The sequence below is a fragment of the Mycobacterium sp. D16R24 genome (genome assembly GCF_002013385.1).
Taxonomy (GTDB): Bacteria; Actinomycetota; Actinomycetes; order Mycobacteriales; family Mycobacteriaceae; genus Mycobacterium.
The window spans coordinates 84,546-107,290 of record NZ_MAEV01000008.1; the positions used below are offsets into that span (position 1 = coordinate 84,546).

Annotated in this window: 7 protein-coding genes; 1 reads left to right on the top strand and 6 read right to left on the bottom strand. The window is 63.1% G+C overall.

Annotated elements, in window-relative coordinates; translation table 11 throughout:
- Positions 1–12: 12 nt before the first annotated feature.
- From B4383_RS07005 to mtf2, 5 genes are all read right to left on the bottom strand, one after another.
- On the bottom strand, positions 13–7,743 hold the full coding sequence (locus B4383_RS07005) for a non-ribosomal peptide synthetase (protein ID WP_078290309.1): 7,731 nt from the start codon (positions 7,741–7,743) through the stop codon (positions 13–15).
- The gene (locus B4383_RS07010; protein WP_078290308.1) at positions 7,740–18,128 is read right to left on the bottom strand and encodes a non-ribosomal peptide synthetase; all 10,389 of its coding nucleotides are present in this window, start codon (positions 18,126–18,128) and stop codon (positions 7,740–7,742) included. The genes B4383_RS07005 and B4383_RS07010 overlap by 4 nt, the downstream gene beginning before the upstream one ends.
- A gap of 23 nt (positions 18,129–18,151) precedes the next feature.
- Positions 18,152–18,382 (bottom strand): MbtH family protein, encoded by a 231-nt coding sequence (locus tag B4383_RS07015; RefSeq protein ID WP_005062145.1) that lies wholly within the window; start codon positions 18,380–18,382, stop codon positions 18,152–18,154.
- A gap of 938 nt (positions 18,383–19,320) precedes the next feature.
- Positions 19,321–19,566 (bottom strand): hypothetical protein, encoded by a 246-nt coding sequence (locus B4383_RS07025; RefSeq protein WP_078290307.1) that lies wholly within the window; start codon positions 19,564–19,566, stop codon positions 19,321–19,323.
- 74 nt (positions 19,567–19,640) lie between these two features.
- Entirely contained in the window at positions 19,641–20,420 is a 780-nt protein-coding gene (gene mtf2 / locus B4383_RS07030) for a fatty-acid O-methyltransferase Mtf2 (protein WP_078290382.1), read from the bottom strand.
- A gap of 180 nt (positions 20,421–20,600) precedes the next feature.
- Between mtf2 and B4383_RS07035 the strand changes: the two genes are divergently transcribed.
- On the top strand, positions 20,601–21,854 hold the full coding sequence (locus B4383_RS07035) for a glycosyltransferase (protein WP_078290306.1): 1,254 nt from the start codon (positions 20,601–20,603) through the stop codon (positions 21,852–21,854).
- 11 nt (positions 21,855–21,865) lie between these two features.
- On the opposite strand, the gene B4383_RS07040 is transcribed toward B4383_RS07035, so the two are convergent.
- Positions 21,866–22,654 carry a TylF/MycF/NovP-related O-methyltransferase gene (locus tag B4383_RS07040; RefSeq protein WP_078290305.1) on the bottom strand — a complete coding sequence of 263 codons (789 nt, stop codon included), beginning with the start codon at positions 22,652–22,654 and terminating at the stop codon, positions 21,866–21,868.
- Between the last annotated feature and the right edge of the window lie 91 nt (positions 22,655–22,745).

Here is a 22,745-nt window from a genome sequence, read left to right on the forward strand (position 1 = left end):
ATTCCTCGCCCGCTAAAGCAATCCTTGCAATCGCAAGTCACTCGCATATTTAGCGATGATCGGCGCCGAGACTTGTGGAATATCGTGACCGGAACCAATCTTGGCCTCTCGCACCGCGGCCTGGAATCGGTCGGCCGGAGCCATCGACCCCCGCGAGGGTTCCGGCGGCTTCCCGTCCCAACCGTGATCCTGCAAGATCTTCAGCATCTGCAACACGGAGCCTTGGCGCTGATGATCTGGCAATTCGTGCAGACCGGACTCGAAGCGCGTCACCCACTCACTGAAATCGCTGATGCGTTCAATCGGGTGGCCGGCCTCTATCAGCCAATCGACGTACTCGTCGATTCCAATGCCGTCGTCATGCGGATTCATCACGTGATAGGTCTCGAATCCCGTGAACGATCCGGTGGATGTGCCGGCCGCCTGGCCTCCGAGCCTGGTAATCGCCTCGGCAACGAATTCCACGGGTAGCCCGTCGAAGTGCGCGCGCTGACGATTCCCGTCGTCGGTGAGTCGGTACACGGAATGGGGCGCGACTCCGGTGGCGACAATGCTCAGCACCATTCGGGCGACCGTGTCGGAGGCATTCACTTGGCCCGCGTAACTGGTGCCGACCATGATCATGCCCGAACGGAACACCGTGACCGGCAAACCAACCTGCTCGTGGGCCTCGCGGAGTAGCACCTCGCCGGCCCACTTGCTGTTGCCATAGCCGTTCGCATAACTCCCATCGGAAGGCCGAATGGCACTAATGTGCCGGATATCGGCATCCTCGACGAAGGTCGACTTCTCGATCTCTCGCCCGACGTCGGCCGTCGAGACGAACGTGTACGGCTTGAGTTTCGTGGTCAACGCGAACCGGATCAGTTCCGCCGTGCCGACCACGTTGGGTCCAAACAGCTCGCTGTAGGGCAGAACGCTATTGACAAGCGCTGCGGAATCGACGATCAGGTCGACGGTGTCGGCCAGCCGCTGCCAGGTCACTTTATCCAGACCGAGGCCGGGTTCAGCCTTGTCACCAGCGATTACCTGCAACCGGTCAGCGGCGAGCGCTTCGTAGACCCGGATCAATTCCGCATCGCCGCTGTCGAAGGTCCTGTCGAGACGGCGTCGGGCCTCTTCGTCGGACTTGGCACGCACCAGGCAGATCAGCGTGCCGTCGACCTGTTCCAGCTCCTTGAGCCATTGCAGCACGAGGTAGCGCCCCAGGAAACCGGTCGCTCCGGTCAGCAGCACCGTCCGCGGACGCGCATTGGCGGGCGGCAGCGCCGGAGCCGCCTGCAGCGTCGCCTCATCGATGAACTTGTCCAGCTTAAGGTCACTGGCCCTTACCTCGGAGGCACCGGGTCCATGCACGGATGCATAGGTCGGTCCGTTGGTCCAGGAGCCTGCCGCACCGTCCAGGTACGCGCTCAGGCTTCGCACCGACGGCGCCTCAAAGAGGGTTCTCACCGCCAGCTGAGCATCGAGCGAGGTGTTGATCGCGGCAACCACCCGCATCGCGGAGATCGAGTCTCCACCCAGATCAAAGAACGAATCGTCGGTCCCGACCCGCTCTACGCCCAGTACCTGCGCGTAGATGCCGGCGAGTGTCTCCTCCACCGCATTGGCCGGAGCGCGGTAGCGGGCTGCGTCGTCGTACTCGGGCACGGGGAGGGCACGCTTATCGAGCTTGCCGTTGACCGTCAGCGGCAACGCCTCCAGCTTGACCAGCGCAGCCGGCACCATGTACGGCGGCAGTCGCTTGGCCAAGGAACTGCGCAGTTCGGCGGGCTCACCGGTGCCGATGAAATACCCGACCAGGCGCTTGTCGCCGGGGCGGTCCTCGCGGGCGATCACCGCCGCCTGCGCCACCCCGTCCAGGTCGGCGAGGGCTGCCTGAATCTCACCGAGCTCGATGCGGAAGCCGCGAATCTTGACCTGCTCATCGGCGCGGCCGAGGTATTCGAGCTGACCGTTGACGACCCAGCGCACCAAGTCCCCGGTGCGATACATACGCGCTCCCGGCTCCCCGAACGGGCACGCAGTGAACCGTGAGGCGGTCAGCGCTGAGCGGCCCACATAACCGAGGCCGACACCAAGTCCAGCCACATACAACTCGCCGACCACACCCGGTGGGACCGGTCGCAGCCACCGGTCCAACACGAACAACGCGGCGTCGGGAACCGGAACACCGATCGGCACCACACCCGATCCGGCGATCAACTCACCAAACGTGGCATAGATCGTCGTCTCCGTCGGACCGTAACCGTTGATCATCACCCGTCCGGGCGCCCACTTATCCACCACGTCGGTGGGGCAGGCTTCACCGGCGACGACCAACGTCATACCGTCCAGTCCCTCCGGCGACAGCATTCCCACCGCCGACGGGGTCTGGAACAAAACGGTGACCTTTTCACGGATCAGCAGAGCGCGGAAATCATCCGGCGACCGAACGACCGAATCGGGAACGATGACCAGTCGGCCACCGTGCAGCAGCGCCCCAAAGATCTCCCATACGGTGATGTCGAAGACCAGCGACCCCGCCTGCGTCCACACCTCGCCCGGCCCCGTGGGCATATGGGTGAGCGGGAACTTCAGTGCTTGAGTCACGTTGCCGTGCGCGATGGCCACGCCCTTGGGGACACCCGTCGTTCCCGAGGTGTAAATCGTGTACGCAACGTCGTCGGGTGCCGGAGTGAGCAACGGCACGTGGCCGTAGATGGCACCCGTGGGGTCGTCTTCGGCATCGTCGAACTGGACGACCGAGACTCCGGACCCGTCGAACCGCGCGCGCAGCTCGGCGGTCGTGACGGCCGCGATGGGCACCGCATCGGACAGCATGAACTCCAGCCGCGTGTCCGGCACCGACGGATCGATCGGCAGGTACGACGCCCCGGTCTTGAGAATCGCGAGGATCGCCACAATCGCATCGTCGGAGCGGGGCATCAACAGCGCCACCGACTCACCCGGACCGGCGCCGTAGATCGCCAGTAGATTCGCCAGCCGCGTGGCGGCCTCATCCAGCTCGCCGTAGGTCGTGGAGCGGCCCTCGAAGGTCAGCGCCACCGCCTCGGGGGCACGGTTGACCTGCTCGGCGAACGATTCCGGAATGGACAACACCGGCTCCGGTCCCCGCGCCAGTACCTTGCGATTGCCCCAGCCATCGAGCTGCTTGTGCTCACTGGTCTTCAGCACATCGAGCGACGAGAGTCGTTGCGAGGCATCGGCAACCATCGACGTCAGCACCCGTTCGAACCGCTCGAACACGGCGTCGATACCGGCCGTATCGAACTTGTCGGTATCGAACTCGACGCGAATACCCAGCTCATGACCCGGTAGCGCCATCACCGACAGCGGGTAGTGGTTGTACTCGCGGGTGACGAACTCGGTGATAGCCAGCTCCTGCACACCGGTGAAGGCGCTGGTGTCAATGGGGTAGCTCTCGTACAGGAAGAGCGTGTCGAACAGCTGCTCGTGGCCCACGATGTGGTGGATCTCGTTCAGTGCCAGATGCTCGTGCTCGATGGTGTCGTTATGGGCACTCTGCAGCTGCCCCAACAACTCGGCGACCGTGGTGGCCGCAGTGGCGCGTGCCCGCACCGGCACCGTGTTGATGAGCAGACCCACAATGGAATCGGACCCGGCGAGCTCTGCGGGCCGCCCCGAAACCGCCGTACCGAATGCGACGTCATCTTGTCCGGTCACCACCATGAGCAGCTGTGCCCACGCCGCCTGCAACACCGTGCTGATCGTGGTGTGCTGCGATCGCGCGAGATCGGCAAGGGCCTGCGTAGTCTTGGCCGACACCCGATAGGACTCGACGCCCCTGGCGCCCGGGGGTGCCGGCGGAGCGACGAGAGTCGGAGTGTCGAAACCGGCCAGCACCTCACGCCAGGCCGCCCGTGCGGCGTCTTGATCCTGTTCCGCCAACCAGCCGACGAAGTTGCGGTACGCCGATGGCGCGGGAAGCCGCTGACCGAAGTAACTCGCGAAGATCTCCTGCAACAGGATCGGCAACGACCAGCCGTCAATCACGACGTGGTGGAACGTCAGCACGAACCGGTGTTTGTTCCCCTCGGTGCGAATCAGCGCCGCGCGCAACGTCGGTCGATCGGCCAGGTCACAGACCGCGGCACGCTCGGCAGCGCAGAGCTGCTGAATCTCCTCGTCGGGAGTCAGATCGTCCCCACGAAGGTCGAGGTATCGCCATGCGATCACCGGTTCGGCAAGAATCACCTGTACCGGATCGCCGAACTGCGTGCAGAACCGGGCAGCCAGATTGGGATGCCGGCGCACGACAGCGTGAACCGCGTCGCGGAGCCTGAGCTGGTCGACGAGACCGGTCACCGTGATATCGAGCTGCACCGCGTAGAAGTCGACTCCCGCGGCGTCGTCGTCCAGTACCCCGGCCGCGCGTGCGAACGTGGTGTGGAAGAGCAGACCCTGCTGAATGGGTGTCAGCGGGAGCACGTCAACGATGCTGTGCTGCTCGTGCAACTGATCGATCTGATCTTGACTCAACTGTGCGGGAGCGATATCGGACGGGGTCAACCCGCCGCCACCACTGCGGACATACGCGCAGATCCCGGCGAGGGCCTCGAACCACAGCTGACTCAGCCGCTGCACCTGCGGCTCGGTGACCGACGAGGGTGCCCAGGTCCAGCCGGCCCGCAGATGAGCGCCAGACTCTTCGCCGAGTCCACCCTCCACGATTCCGGCATTGAGATCCACCGTGTACATCAGCGGCATCGACACCGAAGAAGCCACGCTGATTGAGGTCAGGCTGTCCTCGTTGATCCGCCAGAGCTCGTCGGTGAGATCCGCCGCGCCGGCGCCGAGACGACCGAGGTAGTTGAATCCGATAACCGGTTCCGCCACCGCCAGGTCTACGTCGCGGTTCAGGTAGCGCAGCAGTCCGTAGGTCAACGGATCGGGAAGCGCGCGCAATTGTTCCTTGGCGCCCTTGATAATTGGCCCCAATTCGGCGGCCCCACCGGACACTTCCTGCCAGGACAGCCCACCGACACTCAACGCCACCGGGTACTTGGTGGTGAACCAGCCGACGGTGCGCGACAAGTCGATATCGTCCGCCAGCTCTTCGTGGCGCCCATGACCCTCGACACCAATGCCGACCGACGCCACGTTGGAATCCAGGAACTCGTTCCAGGCCAATCCGAACGCGATCAGCAGAATGTCTTGTACCCCAGCGTGAAACGCCGCGGGGACCTCACTCAGGAGCTCCCGGGTGGTCTCGGCATCGAGAGACACCGAGAGCGTATTGGCCGTCGCATAGGTGTCCAGCCCGGGGAGCACTGCGGGCAGTGCCGCAGGAACCGCTGTCACCTCTCGCCAGGCATCGGCCGTTGCGACCACCTCGGCGGAACGCGCGTGTTCGTCGAGCAGCGAGGCCCAACGAGCGAACGAGGTCCCTCCCGTCGGCAACTCCACCGGCTGCCCGCTATGGTGCTGCGCCCAGGCAATATTCAAATCTTCCAAGAGAATTCGCCATGACACGCCATCGACCGCCAGGTGATGGATCATCAGGGCCAACTGCCGGGTGTCGGGGACCCACACCGCGCTCAGCTCGGATCCCGCGGCCGGATTAAGCTGAGCACGGGCCGCCACCAGCTCCGCGTCCGACAAGGTCTCCGCGACACGCAGGCAATCACGAGCGTTCACCGCACCCTTCTCCGGGACGGTCAGGGACCATACCCCGGTGTCGGAGGCGCCGTCGTCCTCGGCGCGCAACCGCAGGGTGGCGTGCCGGTCGAGCAGCGCCTGCAGCACGACGACGACATCGTCCTCCGCCACCCCGGCAGGGGCCTGCAGAACGATGGTCTGATTGAACTGGTCGGTGGGACCTTGCACGCCGTGCAGCCAGTGCATGATCGGGGTGGCCGACAGGGGGCCGATGCCCTCGTCGACGACACCGGCCTGGCCGTCCGAGAGGGAGGCCACCGCCGCTACCCCGCTGACGGTCTGCTCGACGAAGATGTCACGTGGCCGGCACAACACCCCAGCCGCCCGCGCACGCGACACCACCTGCATCGACAGAATGCTGTCGCCGCCGAGATCGAAGAACGACTCGTCGACACCTACGCGATCCACGCCGAGAACCTGGGCGTAGATATCGGCCAGGATCTTCTCCACCGGTCCGGACGGTGCGCGGTAGTCCGTACCGACACTGCGGTATTCAGGTGCGGGCAGGGCGCGCTTGTCCAGCTTCCCGTTCACCGTCAACGGCAGTGTCTCCAGCACCACCACCGCCGCCGGAACCATGTACGCCGGAAGCCTTTCCGCGAGCGCGGTGCGGGCTTCAACCGGATCGGCGCTTCCCATGATGTAGCCGACGAGGCGCTTGTCGCCGGGGCGGTCCTCGCGGGCGATGACCACCGCCTGCTCCACGCCGTCCAGGCGCGCCAGTGCGGCCTGAATCTCACCCAGTTCGATGCGATACCCGCGAATCTTCACCTGCTCGTCCGCGCGGCCCAGGTACTGCAGCTGGCCGTCCTCACCCCACTGCACCAGATCGCCGGTGCGGTACATCCGCGAGCCTGGCCCACCGAACGGGCAAGCGAGGAACCGCGATGCGGTCAACCCGGATCGGTGCGCATAGCCGGGGGCGACCCCGTTACCGGCGACATAAAGCTCGCCCACAACGCCTTCAGGTGCTGGCCGCAGCCACTTGTCCAAAACGAACAGCGCGGCTCCGGGTACCGGTGAACCGATCGGTGCCACATCCGAACCTGGCCTCAGCGGTCCACTCATCGCCGCGTAGATCGTGGCCTCGGTCGGACCGTAGGCGTTGATCATCGTTCGCCCACTGGTGGCCCACCGATCCACCAATTCTGTCGGGCAGGCCTCACCGGCGACGATGAGCGTCGTCGACTCCAGCCGTTCGGGCGATAACATGCCTGCCGCCGAAGGGGTTTGACACAGGACGCTGACCTTCTCGCTGATCAACAGGTCGTGAAGTTCGTCCGGTGAAGACGCGATCGACTCGGGCACCACCACCAGGCGGCCACCGTGCAGCAGCGCGCCCCAGATCTCCCACACCGAAACGTCAAAGACCAACGAATGCCATTGCGACCACACATGGCCGGGGCCGGCCGGCAGATCGGCGCGCACCGCGTCCACCAACTGCGTGACGTTGTGGTGGGTGACCGCAACTGCCTTGGGGACACCGGTCGTGCCCGAGGTATAGGTCATGTACGCGAGGTCATCGGGTTCCGGTGCGGAGAGCGCGGAACTGGGCTGGCCATCGATGAGGGGATCGTCGATTTCGGTCACCCGCACATTGAGTCCGTCGAATCGCGAGCTCAAGTCGGCCATGGTGAGAATCGCTACTGGTCCCGCATCCGACACCATGAACTTGATGCGCTCGTCGGGATGGGCGGCGTCGATCGGCAGATAGGCGGCCCCGGTCTTGAGCACTGCCAAAAGCCCGATGATCGCCTCGCCCGAGCGCGGAACCAGCAGCCCCACAACCTCTCCCGGGCCAGCTCCATTACCCGTCAGCAGGTGGGCAATACGGTTGGTGACCAGATCCAGTTCGCGATAGGTCCACGACCTGTCCCTGCACACCAGCGCGACGGTCTCCGGCGCGCGCTCCACCTGGACTGCGAACAGCACCGGGATCGAGACGGGTTCGGCGGTCGGCTCGGTGAGCACCGCCCGGTTACCCCACTCGTCGAGTCGGTCGTGATCGTCGTCGTCGAGAAGATCCATCGACAACAAAGTCCGGGTGGGATCGGCGCTCATGAGGGCTCCTTCTTCTTCCCTTTGACATCGGATGTCATCGCCTCCAGCACACGCTGGAACCTCTTGACCAACTTTCCAATTCGGACAGCGTTGAAGACGTCGGTGTCAAATTCCACGCGAAGCCCCAGCTCGTGGCCCGGTGTGGCTTGCACCGCGAGCGGGTAATGGTTGTACTCACGATTACTGAACCCGGTGATAGACAACTCGTGCACACGCGATAGCGCAGCCGTGTCGATCGGGTAGTTCTCGTAGACGAACATGGTGTCGAACAGCTGATCATGCCCGACGGCACGATGAATCTCGTTGAGCGCCAGGTGCTGATGCTCCAGTGTGTCGCCGTAGGCACCCTGCAGCTGGTCCAGCAGGTCGGCGATGGTGGTGGCCGAGGTGATGGTCGCGCGCACCGGCACCGTGTTGATCAACAGACCCACCATCGATTCCGCCCCGACGAGGTCGGTGGGCCTGCCCGACACCGCGGTGCCGAAGGCGACATCGGTCTGGCCGGTCAGCCACATCAGCAGCTGAGCCCACGCGGCTTGCAGCACCGTGCTGACCGTGGTGCGGCAGGAACGAGCGAGCTCGCCGAGTGCCTGCGTGGTCTCGGCGGACACCTCGAAGGACTCAACCCCTCTCCGGCCCAGCATCATTCGACCCGGCGGTGCGACCAGGGTCGGGGTCTCGAAACCTTCGAAGACCTTGCCCCAGGCCGAGCCCGCGGCGCTGTTGTCCTGTCCGGAAAGCCAGGTGACAAACCTGCGATAGGCCACCGGCGCCGGCAGGCGTTCGCCGAAGTAGCTCGCGAAGATCTCCTGCAGCAGGATCGGCTTTGACCACCCGTCGAGCACGATGTGGTGATTGGTGACCAGGAACCGGTACTGGTCCTCCCCGGTCCTGGCCAGCGCCGCCCGGAACGCGGGTTGCCCGGCCAAATCGCAGACCGCGGCCCGCTCCGCGGCGGAAAGCCGCTCGATATCAGCGCCACCGTCCGCGTCAAGCTCGATGTACTGCCATGCCAGTTCGGGATCGGCCGGAATGAGCTGTACCGGCTGGCCGAACTCCTCATAGAACGTGGCAACGACATTCGGGCGACGTTTGATCGCGGTGTGCACCGCCTCCTCGAGCCGCTTCGGATCCAGCGGACCGCTCAAGGCCACATCGAGCTGCACCGCATACAGGTCGTCGCCGCCCTCCATGGCATCAGGTGCCAGATTGGAGTGGAAAAGCAGCCCCTGCTGCAGCGGAGTCAGCGGCAGGACATCGGCGATCTGATATTTCTCATGCAACTGGTCGATCTGTCGCTGGCTCAGACGCGCCGGAACGATATCGGACGGAGTGAGCCCGCCACCACCGGTGCGCACATGGGAGCAGATCCCGGCGAGCGCGTCGAACCAGAGCCGGCTGATCCTGTCGACCTGATCGTGGCTCAACGCCGATAGCGCCCATGTCCACGTCGCATGCAACCGACCGGAGTCGGACCCGGCGCCTTCCATCACACCGGCATTGAGCTCGACGGTGTGACCCAACGGTGTTGGCACCGATGTGGCCGCGGCGGTGATCGACACCCCATCCTGGTCGATCCGCCACAGATCCTCGGAGAGATCGGCACCACCGGCACCAAGTCGTCCCAGGTAGTTGAATCCGATCGCCGGATCCGGTCCCGCGACGTCGATATCGGGGTTCAGGTACCGCAGCAGCCCGTACGTGAGTCCGTCGGGCAGGGCGCGCAGTTGTTCCTTGGCGCCCTTGATGATGGGAGCCAGCGCGGAATCACCGGCAACCACCTGTCCCCACGCCAGTTCACCCACCGCCAAAGATACTGGGTACTTGCTGGTGAACCAGCCGACGGTGCGAGAAAGGTCAATGTCTCGCTCGAGAGTCCCGCCCAATTCTTCGTTGCGGCCGTGGCCCTCCACGTCGATTCCGATCGGCGCACCGCTGGAACCGAGAAACTCGTTCCACGCCAAGGCGAAAGCGATCAGCAAGATGTCCTGGACCCCAGCGTGATATGCGGCGGGCACCTCACCCAGCAACTCCCGGGTGAGGTCGGCGTCCAGCGATACCGACAGCTGTCCCGCACTGACATAGGTATCCATCGTGGGGTGTGCCGGCGGCAACGCGGCCGGGATCGCCTCTACCTCGCGCCACGTGTCTGCCAACGCCACCACGTCGGCAGAGCGCGCGTGCTGGTCGAGCAGCGTCGCCCATCGGGCAAATGATGTTCCGCCCGACGGCAGTTCCACCGGTTGTCCGCCGTGGTGCTGCGCCCACGCAATATTGCAGTCTTCTAACAGAATTCGCCACGACACCGCATCCACCGACAGGTGGTGAATGATGAGCACCAGACGACTGTTGCCGCGCTCCCACAGCGCGCTCAGCATCGAACCGGTAGCGGGGTTCAGTCTCGAACGCACCTGATACAGCGCCTCGTCCGTCAACGCATCCACGGCAAGCAGGCAATCGCGCGCGTCTACCGCCCCCGTCTCCGGGACCAGAAGCGACCAATCATCACCGGTGTCTTCGGCGCGAAGCCTCAGGGTGGCATGCCGATCCAACAAAGCCTGCAACACGATGACCACATCGTCATCGGTGACTCCCGCGGGAGCTTGCAGCACCACGGTCTGATTGAACTCATCGACCTTGCCGCCAAGCCCATGCAGCCATTGGATGATCGGCGTGGCCACCACCGGACCTGTGCCCTCGTCCACGACTGCCGTCGCTCCGTCGGCGAACACCGCCACCTGCGCCAGCCGCGATACGGTCTGCTCGACGAAGATGTCGCGTGGCCGCAGCAACAGGCCGGCAGCGCGCGCACGGGCCACCACCTGCATCGACGAAATGCTATCCCCGCCAAGGTCGAAGAAAGAATCGTCGATACCGATCTGTTCTACGCCAAGCACCTGCGCGTAGATACCGGCCAAGATTTCCTCGACCGCATCCTCGGGCGCCCGGTAATGATCGGCGTCCTGGTACTCGGGTGAGGGCAGCGCGCGTGTGTCGAGCTTGCCGTTGACCGTCAACGGCAAGGCCGCCAACACCACAACGGCCGCGGGGACCATATACGCGGGTAGCCGCTCGGCCAGCACGGAGCGCACCGCCGCGGGATCCAAAGTCCCTGCGATCGATTCGGTGACGTAGCCCACCAACCGCTTATCGCCGGGCCGGTCCTCACGTGCGATCACCGCCGCTTGATCCACGCCGTCCAGACGGGCCAGTGCCGCGTGTACCTCTCCGAGTTCGATGCGGTAGCCGCGGATCTTCACCTGTTTGTCGGCACGTCCCACATACCGCAGCTGGCCGTCCTCGCCCCACTGCACCAGGTCTCCGGTGCGGTACATCCGCGATCCGGGCGCCCCGAATGGGCATGCGACGAAACGTGTTGTCGTCAGGTCCGAACGTCCCAGGTACCCGCTCGCCTGGCCGGACCCCGCCACATACAACTCGCCGACGACGCCTACCGGCACCTGGCGCAGCCAACCGTCCAACACGAAGAAGGCGAGATGCTCCAACGGCACGCCAATCGGGCTGCTATTGCTGACAACGTCACCGCTGCCGATCTCCCGGAAGGAGGCGTGCACTGTCGTCTCGGTGATGCCGTACATGTTGATCATCCGCGGCAGCCCCGGGTGACTGTCGAACCATGGCGAGAGACGCTGCGGTTCCAGTGCCTCTCCGCCGAAGACCACCGTCTGCAGCTTGAGCTGCTGCCCCACTTCGGGTTGCAGCGCATCCGCGGTTTGCAACGCGTAGAAGGCCGAAGGAGTCTGACTCAGGACGCTAACTTCTTCACTGACCAGCATGGCGTGCAGTTCTTCCGGAGAGCGCACCACCGCATCGGGCACGATGAGTAGCCGCCCGCCGTACAGCAGAGCACCCCAGATTTCCCACACGGAGTAGTCGAAGGCCAGGGAGTGGCATTGTGTCCAGACCTGACCCAAATCCAGCTCTGCATCAAGCGATTTCAACAACTGGGCGACGTTGCGGTGGGTAACCGCCACACCCTTTGGAGCGCCGGTGGTTCCCGAGGTGTAGATGATGTAGGCGATGTCGTCCACCGCGGGGACGGGTAATGCGGTGTCGGGCTGCTGATCTACGGCCGGATCGTTGATGTCAATCGCGGATACCCCGGATGCGCCGAGCCGCGGCAGTAGCTCGGCCGTGGTGACAGCGGCAACCGGTGCCGCGTCCCGCAGCACGAACTCCACCCGAGAGTCGGGGTGTGCGGGGTCGATCGGCAGGTACGCCGCGCCGGTCTTGAGCACGGCCAGAATTGCCGCGATCGCCTCGCCGGTGCGAGGAAGCAGCAGTGCCACCCGCTCACCCGGGCGTGCACCACGGGTGAGCAAATGGTTCGCCAATCTGTTGGCGGTCGCATCCAATTCCCCATAGGTCCAGGAACGTTCACCACAGGTGATCGCGACTGCCTCCGGTGCGCGCGCAACCTGTGCGGCGAAGAGCGCCGGGATGGAGCTCAACGTCAGCTCGGGCCGGGTCAGCACCGCGCGGTTACCCCACGTGTCCAACCGATCGTGTTCGCCGGCATCGAGTAGATCGATAGAAGACAACCGTGTGGCAGGGTCGGCAATCATGGCCGTCAACACCTGTCGCAACCTGTCGACGATAATCTCGATCGCCGCCAATTCGAAGACATCGGTATCGAATTCGACACGCAGGCCCAGTTCGTGTCCAGGCATGGCCACGACCGAGAGCGGGTAATGGTTGTATTCGCGGCTACTGAAGTCGGTGATGACCAGCTCTTGCACACCCAGCTGCGCGCCGACGTCGATCGGATAGTTCTCGTACACGAATAGCGTGTCGAAAAGTCTGTCGAGACCGACCGCGTGGTGAATCTCGTTGAGCGCCAAGTGCTCATGCTCGACGGTGTCGTTGTGAGTGCGCTGCAACTGGTCGAGCAGATCCGCGACGGTGGTGGCCGCGGTGATGTTTGCGCGCACCGGCACCGTGTTGATCAACAGGCCAACCATCGAGTCGGCCCCGGCCAGGTCGACGGGGCGCCCCGACACCGCGGTGCCGAATGCCACATCATGGTGGCCGGTCAGCCAGGTCAGCACTTGCGCCCACGCGGCCTGGAGCACCGTGTTGACTGTGGTGCGCTGCGCACGGGCCAGCTCAGAGAGCGAGCGGGTGATGTGCTCCGATACCCGATAGGACTCGACGCCCCGGCGACCTGCCGTGGCCAGCGAGCCGACCAGCGTGGGGGTCTCGAATCCCTCGAGAGCAGCACCCCATGCCGATTGCGCCGCAACGCGATCCTGCCCGGCCAACCAGGTGACGAAGTTCCGGTACGGAGTGGCTGAAGGTAGACGCTGCCCGTAGTAGGCAGCGAAGATCTCTTGCAGCAAGATGGGTAGCGACCAACCATCGATCACGATGTGGTGAGCCGTCAGGACGAGCCGGTGCCGGTTCTCCGCAGGACCACCGAGTCCGGAGATGAGCGTCGCACGGAAGACCGGCTCGGTGAAAATCCGGCAGGCCGCCGCGCGCTCTGCCGCACACAGCTGCTCAACCTGCTCATCGATATCGCCGACCAATTCAACATGCTGCCAAGCGATGACAGGATCTGCGGCAATGATCTGTACGGGCTCCCCGTACTCCTCGCTGAAGAGGGCGGCCAGATTCGGATGGCGTCGTACCACCGTGTACACCGCGGTACGCAAGCGAGCCGCGTCGAGGGGCCCTGTCACGGTGAGCCCCAATTGAACCGCGTACACGTCGTCGCCCACCGAATCCCCGGCGGCCTCGGCAAATCCGGCCTGGAACAGCAGCCCCTGCTGTAGCGGCGTAAGCGGGAGCACATCGGTGATCTTGTACTGCTGCACCAGCGCATCGATCTGCGGCTGGGTCAGGAGTGCGGGCGCCAGATCGGATGGCGTCAAACCGCCTCCCCCCGAACGCACGTGAGCGCATATCCCGTCCAGAGCTTCGAACCACAACTGACTCAACCGATCAACCTGGGTATCATCCAAAGCTGAAGGCGCCCAAGCCCAGTTGGCCCGAAGCTCGGGACCCAACCCGGTGTCCGAACTTGTCTCGAGAATCCCGGCATTGAGCTCCACCGAGTGGGCCAGCGGCATCGAAATCGCCGCAGCCACATCGGTCATCGACAAACTTTCTTGGCTTATCCGCCAGAAATCCTCGGAGAGGTCGGCCGCTCCCGCACCCAGGCGCCCAAGATAGTTGAAGCCGATCGTCGGCTCCGGACTCGCCAGGTCGACATCGGAGTTCAGGTAACGCAGCAAACCATAGCTCAGTCCGTCGGGCAAGGCACGCAGCTGTTCCTTGGCCGCCTTGACCACCTGACCGAGGGCAGCCTCACCCGCTGTCACCTGCCGCCACGACAGTTCGCCCACCGCCAATGACGCCGGGTACTTGGTGGTGAACCACCCGACGGTGCGCGACAGGTCGATACGGCGATGCACAGCTTCGCCGATTTCCTCCTGCCGCCCGTGGCCCTCGATATCGAATGCGATCGGCGCTCCCCCGGTGCCCAGGAACTCGTTCCAGGCAAGGCCGAAGGCGATCAGCAGAATGTCTTGCACCCCAGCGTGAAACGCCGCAGGCACCTCGCCGAGAAGTTGCCTCGTGGTCTCGATATCCAATGACAGGGATAGCCGTCCGGCATTGGCGTACGTGTCGGTGGCAGGCTGGACCGCGGACACCCGTGCAGGTGTCGTCAGCACTTGCTTCCAAGCGTCGGCCTGCTCCACCACATCCGCGGACCGCGCGTGTTCGGCCAGCAGCGAAGACCAGCGGGCGAAGGATGTCCCACCGATCGGCAGCGCCACCTCCGCTCCACTGTGATGCTGTGCCCACGCGATATTCAAGTCTTCCAACAGAATTCGCCAGGACACCCCGTCGACAGCCAGGTGGTGAATCACCAGCGCCAACTGTTCTGTACCGCGAATCCACAGCGCGCTCACCATCGATCCGGTCGCCACATTCAGCCGAGAACGGGCCGCCACCAACGCGTCATCCGACAAGGCATCGACAACATGTAGGCAATCCCGGGCAGTTACCGCCCCCGTTTCCGGGACGCGCAGCGACCACTCGCCGTCATTGTCCGTGGCGCGCAGCCGCAGCGCGGCATGCCGATCCAGCAAAGCCTGCAACACGACAACCACGTCGTCCTCGGATACGCCCGAGGGTGCCTGAACCACGAGTGTCTGATTGAACTCGTCGACCGCGCCCGCCGAACCCTGCACGCTGTGCAGCCAGCGCATGATGGGCGTTGCGTCCACGGGTCCGAGGCCTTCGTCCACCACATCGGCTTCACCGCCGGAGATTTCGACGACCGCGGCCAGCCGCGACACGGTCTGCTCAATGAAGACATCACGTGGGCGGCACAACACACCCGCCGCCCGGGCACGGGCGACCACCTGCATCGACAGGATGCTGTCGCCGCCCAGATCAAAGAAGGAGTCGTCGACTCCGACACGATCAAGACCGAGCACCTGGGCATAGACACCGACCAGGATTTCCTCGACGGCAGTGCTAGGCGCCCGGTAGTCGGCACCCAGGCCGCCGTATTCGGGAGTCGGCAACGCGCGAGTGTCCAGTTTGTTGTTGGAGGTCAGCGGTAACGCCTCAAGCACCACCACCGCCGCCGGAACCATGTAGGGCGGAAGACGTTTCGCCAAGGTGCTACGCACTTCGGCGGGATCAACGGTCCCCGTGACATAGCTCACGAGGCGTTTGTCTCCGGGCCGGTCCTCGCGGACAATCACTGCCGCCTGGTCCACCCCATCGAGCGCACCCAGCGCGGCTTGGACTTCACCAAGTTCAATGCGGTACCCGCGGATCTTGACCTGCTCATCGGCTCGGCCCAGATACTGCAACTGTCCGTCTGCACCCCACGACACCAGGTCTCCGGTGCGGTACATACGGGTACCGGGCTGTCCGAACGGGCACGCCACGAAGCGCGAGGCCGTCAGGTCGGAGCGACCGATGTATCCACAGGCGACGCCCTCGCCGGCCACATACAGTTCCCCGACGACCCCGGCCGGCACCGGTTGCATCCAGGTGTCCAACACGAAAAGCGCCGCGCCGGGTACCGGCGTGCCAATGGGAACCACAGAATCCGGCGACCCCGCTGCCAGCGGGGCACTGATCGCCACGCACATCGTGGTCTCGGTCGGTCCGTAAGCGTTGATCATCACCCGGCCGGGAGCCCACCGCTCGACGACCGCGGGAGGGCACGCCTCACCCACCACGGCAAGCGCCGTGGACTCCAGACCTTCGGGAGACAACATCGCCACAGCCGACGGAGTCTGTGTCAGCACGGTGACCTGTTCGGCGACCAGCACATCGTGGAAGTCCGCAGGTGAGCCTGTGATCGATTCGGGTACCACCACCAGTCGGCCACCGCGGAGCAATGCGCCCCAGATCTCCCATACCGAAACATCGAACGCCAGAGAATGGCATAGCGGCCATACCCCTGGGCTTGGCAGGCCGGCATCGAGCGTCGACATCAACTGAGTGACATTGTGGTGTGTGACGGCAACACCTTTGGGGGCTCCAGTGGTGCCCGAGGTGTAGATGATGTACGCGATGTCATCTGGGGTGGGGCCGGGCGATGGAGCCGCCGACACCGTATCGAGTTGAGTATCGGCAGCGGGGGGATCGAGGTCGATGATGGCGAGATCGAAACCGTCTAGCCGCGCCCGGAGCCCCGCGGTCGTGATCGCGGCGACAGGCGCCGCATCACCCAGGATGAACTCCAGCCGCGAAGCCGGTACCGCCGGGTCGATCGGCAGGTATGCCGCCCCGACCTTCAATGTCGCCAGTATTCCGATAACAGCCTGAGCAGAGCGATCCGAAAGCAGGACGACACGGTCGCCCGGGCCCACTCCGTGCGATACAAGCCGACGCGCCAGACCGTCGGCGGCCGCGTCGAGCTCGCGGTACGTCAGGGTGCGCTCACCGAAGGTCAGCGCCGCAGCATCATGATCGGCGGCTACCTGGGAGGCAAACAGTTCGGGAATGGATACGCGCTTAACGACCGGCCCAGCGAGAATCGCCGTGTTGCCGACGCCAACCAAGCGCGCGAGCTCATCGTCGACCAAGGAATTCAGTGAAGAAAGGCGTCGATCCGGGTCGGCCGCCATCTCCGATAGGAGCCGCTGCAACCGCTCCGCCAGATTCGGCACTCCAAATTTCGAGAACGGCAGTCCGTCGCCCGAGGTGCTCAGAAGTAGTTGGTCACTGGCTCCGATAAAGAAGAGTCCGAAGTGCCCCATGGGGCCGTGATTGGTGTAGCTCGCAGTGGCGGGCACACCGGCGAGGTCCAAGGTGAGTCTCATGGGTATGAAGTTGATGGCGACGCGATTTCCCGCCTGCCGAGGGCCCCGAAGACCGAATTCACCGCCGTCGAGAACATGCGCCGGGAACCGTTGATGCTTCAGCAGCTCGCGAATGCGTACATCAACGTGCTGGCAGAATTCGGCGACCGTGGATTCCGGCGGAGCGCTGAGCACCAGCGGCACCACGCCGGCCAGCATGCCCGGGAGCATCTTTGACTCGGGGCGCACACGTCGGCTAACCGGAAAGTCAAGCGCCACCTCCGACCCGCTCGTGGACCACCCGCGCACCAACAACGCGCAGGCCGCGGTGATAACCGAGTACCGGCGCACACGCAAAGCCTTTGTCAAGTCTTTGATTTCGCCGACTACCGCGTCATCGATCTGAACTGACGCGGACGGTGTGTAGCCCTCATGGCCCTCATGGGCATGCGGCGGACGAGGATCGAGGCCACTGTCCGGCGGAAGGTTGCGACTCCAGTAGTTTCGATCCTCTATGTAGTCGGCGGACGCTTCATACTCTGTCTCCAGATCGACCAGGTCCTGCAGGGTGCCGAAGTAGGCGTCGGGAATCGGATCCCCCGCGACCAGTGCGGAGTAGATCGACGCGATCCGGCGGCTCACGATCGCCATACCCAAGCCGTCCAGGTTGATGTGGTGGCACAGCCCGAACATGTAGTACTCATCGTCCGCAGTCCGGATCAACGCGAATTTCAGCAGTTGACCGGTCAACGGCATCAGTGTGCGTTGGATCGACGAGGCGATCTGGCGAGCGTGCCCGACAGGATCTTCTGAATCGCGCACGTCGTGGAAGGCCAAGACGAGCGCCGAATGGTCAATTGCCCTCTGAACGACCTGACCATTGACCTCAAGGAAGGCAGCCCGCGCAGGTTCAGCTTCACAGATTGCCTGACGGACGGCCTGCTCAAGTAGAACTCGTTCTACTTTTCCTTCGATTCGAACCAACAGGCCAAGCTGCCACTCCGCACCGACAAGACCGCTTTCCTGTGAAAGCCAGATATCCAATTGTCCGCGCGAAAGCGATAATGCCCCGTCCTCAGACTCCAACATTCGCCTACCCCCTCTCCGAAGGTTCAGCGCCCAAGACCCCCACCCTGCGCCAATCTCTCACGCAGGCTCTTCGGCCGGATATCGGTCCAGTTTTGTTCGATGTACTCCAGGCAGGCCGCACGGTCCGCTTCACCGAATACAACCCGCCAGCCATCAGGCACATCGGCGAAAGCCGGCCATAGGCTGTGCTGCTCCTCGTCGTTGACCAAGACGAAAAAGCTTCCCTTGTCATCATCGAACGGATTAATGCTCACGCTTTCTCCAGGTTGCTTCGGTGGACATCGCAAACATACGGCTGAATTTATAGCGGCGTAGCGGGTTTCACAAAGTTCTAATCTTCGCAACTTTGACACATCACGGTTCGCCGCCGCAACTAATTAGCCAAAATATCAGTATGGACGTATTAATCCAGGTCAAATACGGTTATAGAAATATCTATCTGTTGCGAAGATCGCGCACATGAGTATACCAAGTCTGAGCACGCCACGTAAGCCGAGCGTAACGCCACGCGCGAGAGCAATCAGGTTTCCGCGCCAACCCGCGCTCTACAGCAAACTATGTCACCAATACTGGATACGCCCGTTACCTAATATCGAAGTCGACCGCAGATCTTAATCAAGTAGATTGAAGAAGTAGCCGAAACTTCAACGTCGAGAGGTTTATCGAGTTCAGATAACAAATCGATCCATTCCGTTGCATTGCGCGCCACAGCACGTGTGTTACACCCAAGTGCGCTCAGAATGAACTCACGACAACCTGAATTAGGATTCATCCCGAAATCGATGACACCGAAGCCTCGCTAGCAACACAGAGCGGGGGAACAGTCAAGGCCCGGAAGTAAATGTGGTAACAAACCACTACGAATTAAGTTCTCATCTATAAGAAATACCGTAGATATCCGAAGTCGTTTGACCACCTCAGCGGCATCTGTCGGCGTCACAACGAATTCCACGAAAAACAATGTTATGAGCGCGCCGCCCATAACGTAACGGTCGCTGCGAAGATCGTCCATACCTGCATCCATTGGACGGAGCACAGCACCTTCACAGCATCGCTCGGCGCACATCGACAGAAGCGTGCGGAACATCCCGAAAGCCCTGCGGACATGAAGGCCACGACCTCCGAGAAGGCGAGACTCAAAGGAACGTATCTGACGAATGATTGATACGTGCCGCAGCGTTACGAAACTAGATTAGTCATCCTGCTGTTCGGGGCGAGCATGAGTTCCCTCGATGGGAGACGATCCAGCCGGCATCAGCATGACAAACACCGGGAGCCGCACCACGGCGCCATTGAGGATCGGCAGCCTAATCGCGACGGACACGACCTCAAGCTCCAGACGCCTGCCCCGTCGAGTCTCCATCTCCAGACGCCCGGGTAACTGCCTGGGCGTCGCGAGCCAGTCCAGCCCGCGCTCTATCGACTCGACGACGTTCATAATTCGACTATACCCACACCACGGAACTCACAAACGATGAAATTCCTTGTCGGAAGAGGAATCTGCCGCACCGATTACGCCTTGGTGAAGCTGTACATCCGGTACTCCACCGCCCCTCCGCTCCGCAGGTCCTCGTAGGCACGCTGGGCCGGCGCAAATCTACGGATCACGCCGCGCAGGATTGTGGGCGTGGCGCGATCGATCACGTACCGCCACCGCTCCAGGTTCTTCTCCATTCCCCGTCGGACCTCGACATTGATCCCTCGCTCGGACACCATTCGCAACGGCGCGTTCGCGAGCGCCACCTTCCAACCGGCGACATCCTGAGCACTTCGCGCGTCTGCGTAGAGAAAATGCCCCCCGGGGCGGAGCACACGTGCCACCTCCGTGAGGAACACCGAAAATTGGGGGTATAGGTGGGACGACTCGATGTTGATCACCGCATCGAAGGACTGATCGGTGAATGGCAGGTTCTGCGCGTCTCCATGCGTGAACTCCAGGCCCGGCAGATTGTGCCGCCTGCGGCAGTACTCGATCCCGGCCGGGTTGAGGTCTAGCCCCGTATAGGAGGTCGGATGCAAGGTACGTACGAGGTACGAGGCGCCACCGCCATGGCCACAACCAACCTCCAGCACCCGCCTACCGTCTAGCTCCGCCTGAGTGGCGGTGCTGTGGTAGAGCTGAATGGAATACCGGTCGGGCTCATCGGAAGCCGACAACGGGACATCCATTGCCGGATCCTCTTCGTAGCCGTAATTGAGGAATACGACGTTCTCTGTTTCGAGCTTACGGGTGGCATGCCGGTAGATGAACTTCTGCACCCCCTGAGTGAACTGCGCGTTCAGCTTGAAGATAACCCAATCTCGCGACTTCCGAACCGGATGACTGCGCACCATAGGCGAATTATGGCAGAGTTCTGAGTTTCAGACTGGCTTATCTAACTCCGAACTGCCTTGCGACAGTTGGAGAACCAGAGATAATGACTCGGTGTTCAGGTCCACCAACGCAACAACAACTGAAGGGCCAGGAACGGAATGAAGTTTGCGCTGGCGTGCTACGGAACTCGCGGCGATGTCGAACCGTCGGTCAGCGTCGGATGCGAGCTGACCCGAAGAGGGCACGATGTTTGCCTAGCCGTCCCCCCGGATCTCATTACCTTCGCGGAATCGGCTGGGCTGACTGTGGTTCCTTATGGCCCGGAATTGCAGGATTTTCTGCAAGACGAGTTCCTCCGAAACTTCTGGAGTCAGTTGGTACGCAATCCTGTCGGTACGCTACGTGAACTGTGGGCACCGATCGCCCGGTACTGGAGTGCCACCAGCGCGACGCTCGCCTCCGTGGCGCAAGGAGCCGATCTGCTGTCGACGGGTCTCAACTTCGAACAATCGGCCGCCAACGTCGCCGAGTACTTCGACATCCCGCTGGTGATGCTGCACCACTTCCCGATGCGACCCAATGGACAACTGCTTCCCATGCTGCCGGCACCGCTCGTACGATCGGGCGGCATGCTGTCCGAATGGCTGCTCTGGCGCGCTACGAAAGACGCAGAGGATGCACAGCGGCGCGAGCTCGGCCTGCCCAAAGCAACCGGACCCTCACCACATCGAATCGCACGCGGAGGAGCCGTCGAAATCCAGGCCTACGACGCAGTTTCGGTCCCCGGACTGGCCGATGAATGGTCGAAATGGAATGGCAAGCGGCCCTTCGTCGGAGCGCTCACGATGGGGCTCTCCACCGAGGCCGACGACGACGTCGCGTCCTGGATCGCCGCGGGAACGCCGCCGATCTGCTTTGCGACCGGCAGCATTCCGCTCGAATCTCCCGCCGAGACGATCGAGATGATTGGTTCCGCATGCGCGGAACTGAACGAGCGGGCGCTGGTCTGCGCCGGAGGCACCAATTTCGGCGATATCAGCCACCCCGACCACGTGAAGGTTGCCGGCGCCGTCAACTATTCTGCGGTCTTCGCGGCCAGTCGAGCCGTCGTTCATCACGGCGGCTCAGGCACCACGGCCGCGAGCCTGCGGGCCGGCGTCCCCACCCTGATCCTGTGGAGCACGGCCGATCAGCCGTACTGGGGAAACCAACTCGGCAGATTGAAAGTCGGTGCCGCCCGCCGTTTCTCGGCAACTAATCGGAAAACACTGGTCGCTGACTTGCGCCGGATCCTAGCCCCGGAGTACGCAGTGGCGGCCCGCGAGCTTGCCACCGCAATGACCAGCCCCGAAGAAAGCGTGTCCCAGGCCGCCGACATCTTCGAACGCGCCGCCCGCCGGAAGACCCAGTGAGGAATTGGCCGCTACTGCGGTGGCTTGATGATCAGACCCTGCCCTGTGGGCAGAGCGACGACACTTACACCCAATTCGCCTGCCACCTCATCCATGGCGATGCGCTGCTCATCGCGGCCACGGTTTGCGTAGTCGTCCAGTAGCACGAACGCCCCTGGCGACAATCGCGGCCAAAAGTACCGCAGCGTCTCCACTTCTGGTGGAGCACAGTTCATATCGATATGGAGAAACGCCACAGCATCGGTGTCGACTTCAGCCAGCGTCTCGGGTACGGCCCCGGCGATGACGCGCTGATTCTTCCATTGCGCGAAGTTCGCCTTGACACTGTCCACCGAGCTCACGTACATGCCATTTTTCACAAGCTTGTCGCTCTTTTCGAGTGCGCCGGCGCTGCGTTCACCCGCGCTGACGAAGCGCGGATCGAGACCGGCGAAAGTGTCGAGTAGGTAGAACGTCTTACCCAGCTGATCCCAATCGAGGTACTCCATGATCGCGCTGCTCAAGAATCCGTAGCTGACTCCGCACTCGACGAAGTCGCCCTTCACCTTGTTGGCACTGGCCGCCGCCCAGAGCCCGACATGCACCCGCCAGTGCCACTGGTACCAGTCCGTTCCACCCAGGGCACGAACACCGCGTTGATATGCACGCTGAAAGTCCGGATCATCAAGGAACGCATGACTGTTGAAACAGATCAGCGCATCGTTCGAATAGACTTTGGGTAGGAGCGTGCGCGCAAGCCAATACTCCTTGCGAACCGCCCACAGCTGGATACGGGTACGGAGCGATAGCTCATCTGCCACAGCGGAAACGATAGCATCCGCCGTCGGTACCGAGACGAGAAAGGCGCGTAGCGAATCGATTCAATCTGATCGAATAGTTATGGCTCACAAG

Bases quoted from the DNA above. Each gene is read 5' to 3' on its own strand.
- B4383_RS07005 (WP_078290309.1), bottom strand. From the start codon at position 7,743: ATGAGCGCCGATCCCACCCGGACTTTGTTGTCGATGGATCTTCTCGAC.
- B4383_RS07010 (WP_078290308.1), bottom strand. From the start codon at position 18,128: ATGTTGGAGTCTGAGGACGGGGCATTATCGCTTTCGCGCGGACAATTG.
- B4383_RS07035 (WP_078290306.1), top strand. From the start codon at position 20,601: ATGAAGTTTGCGCTGGCGTGCTACGGAACTCGCGGCGATGTCGAACCG.
- B4383_RS07025 (WP_078290307.1), bottom strand. From the start codon at position 19,566: ATGAACGTCGTCGAGTCGATAGAGCGCGGGCTGGACTGGCTCGCGACG.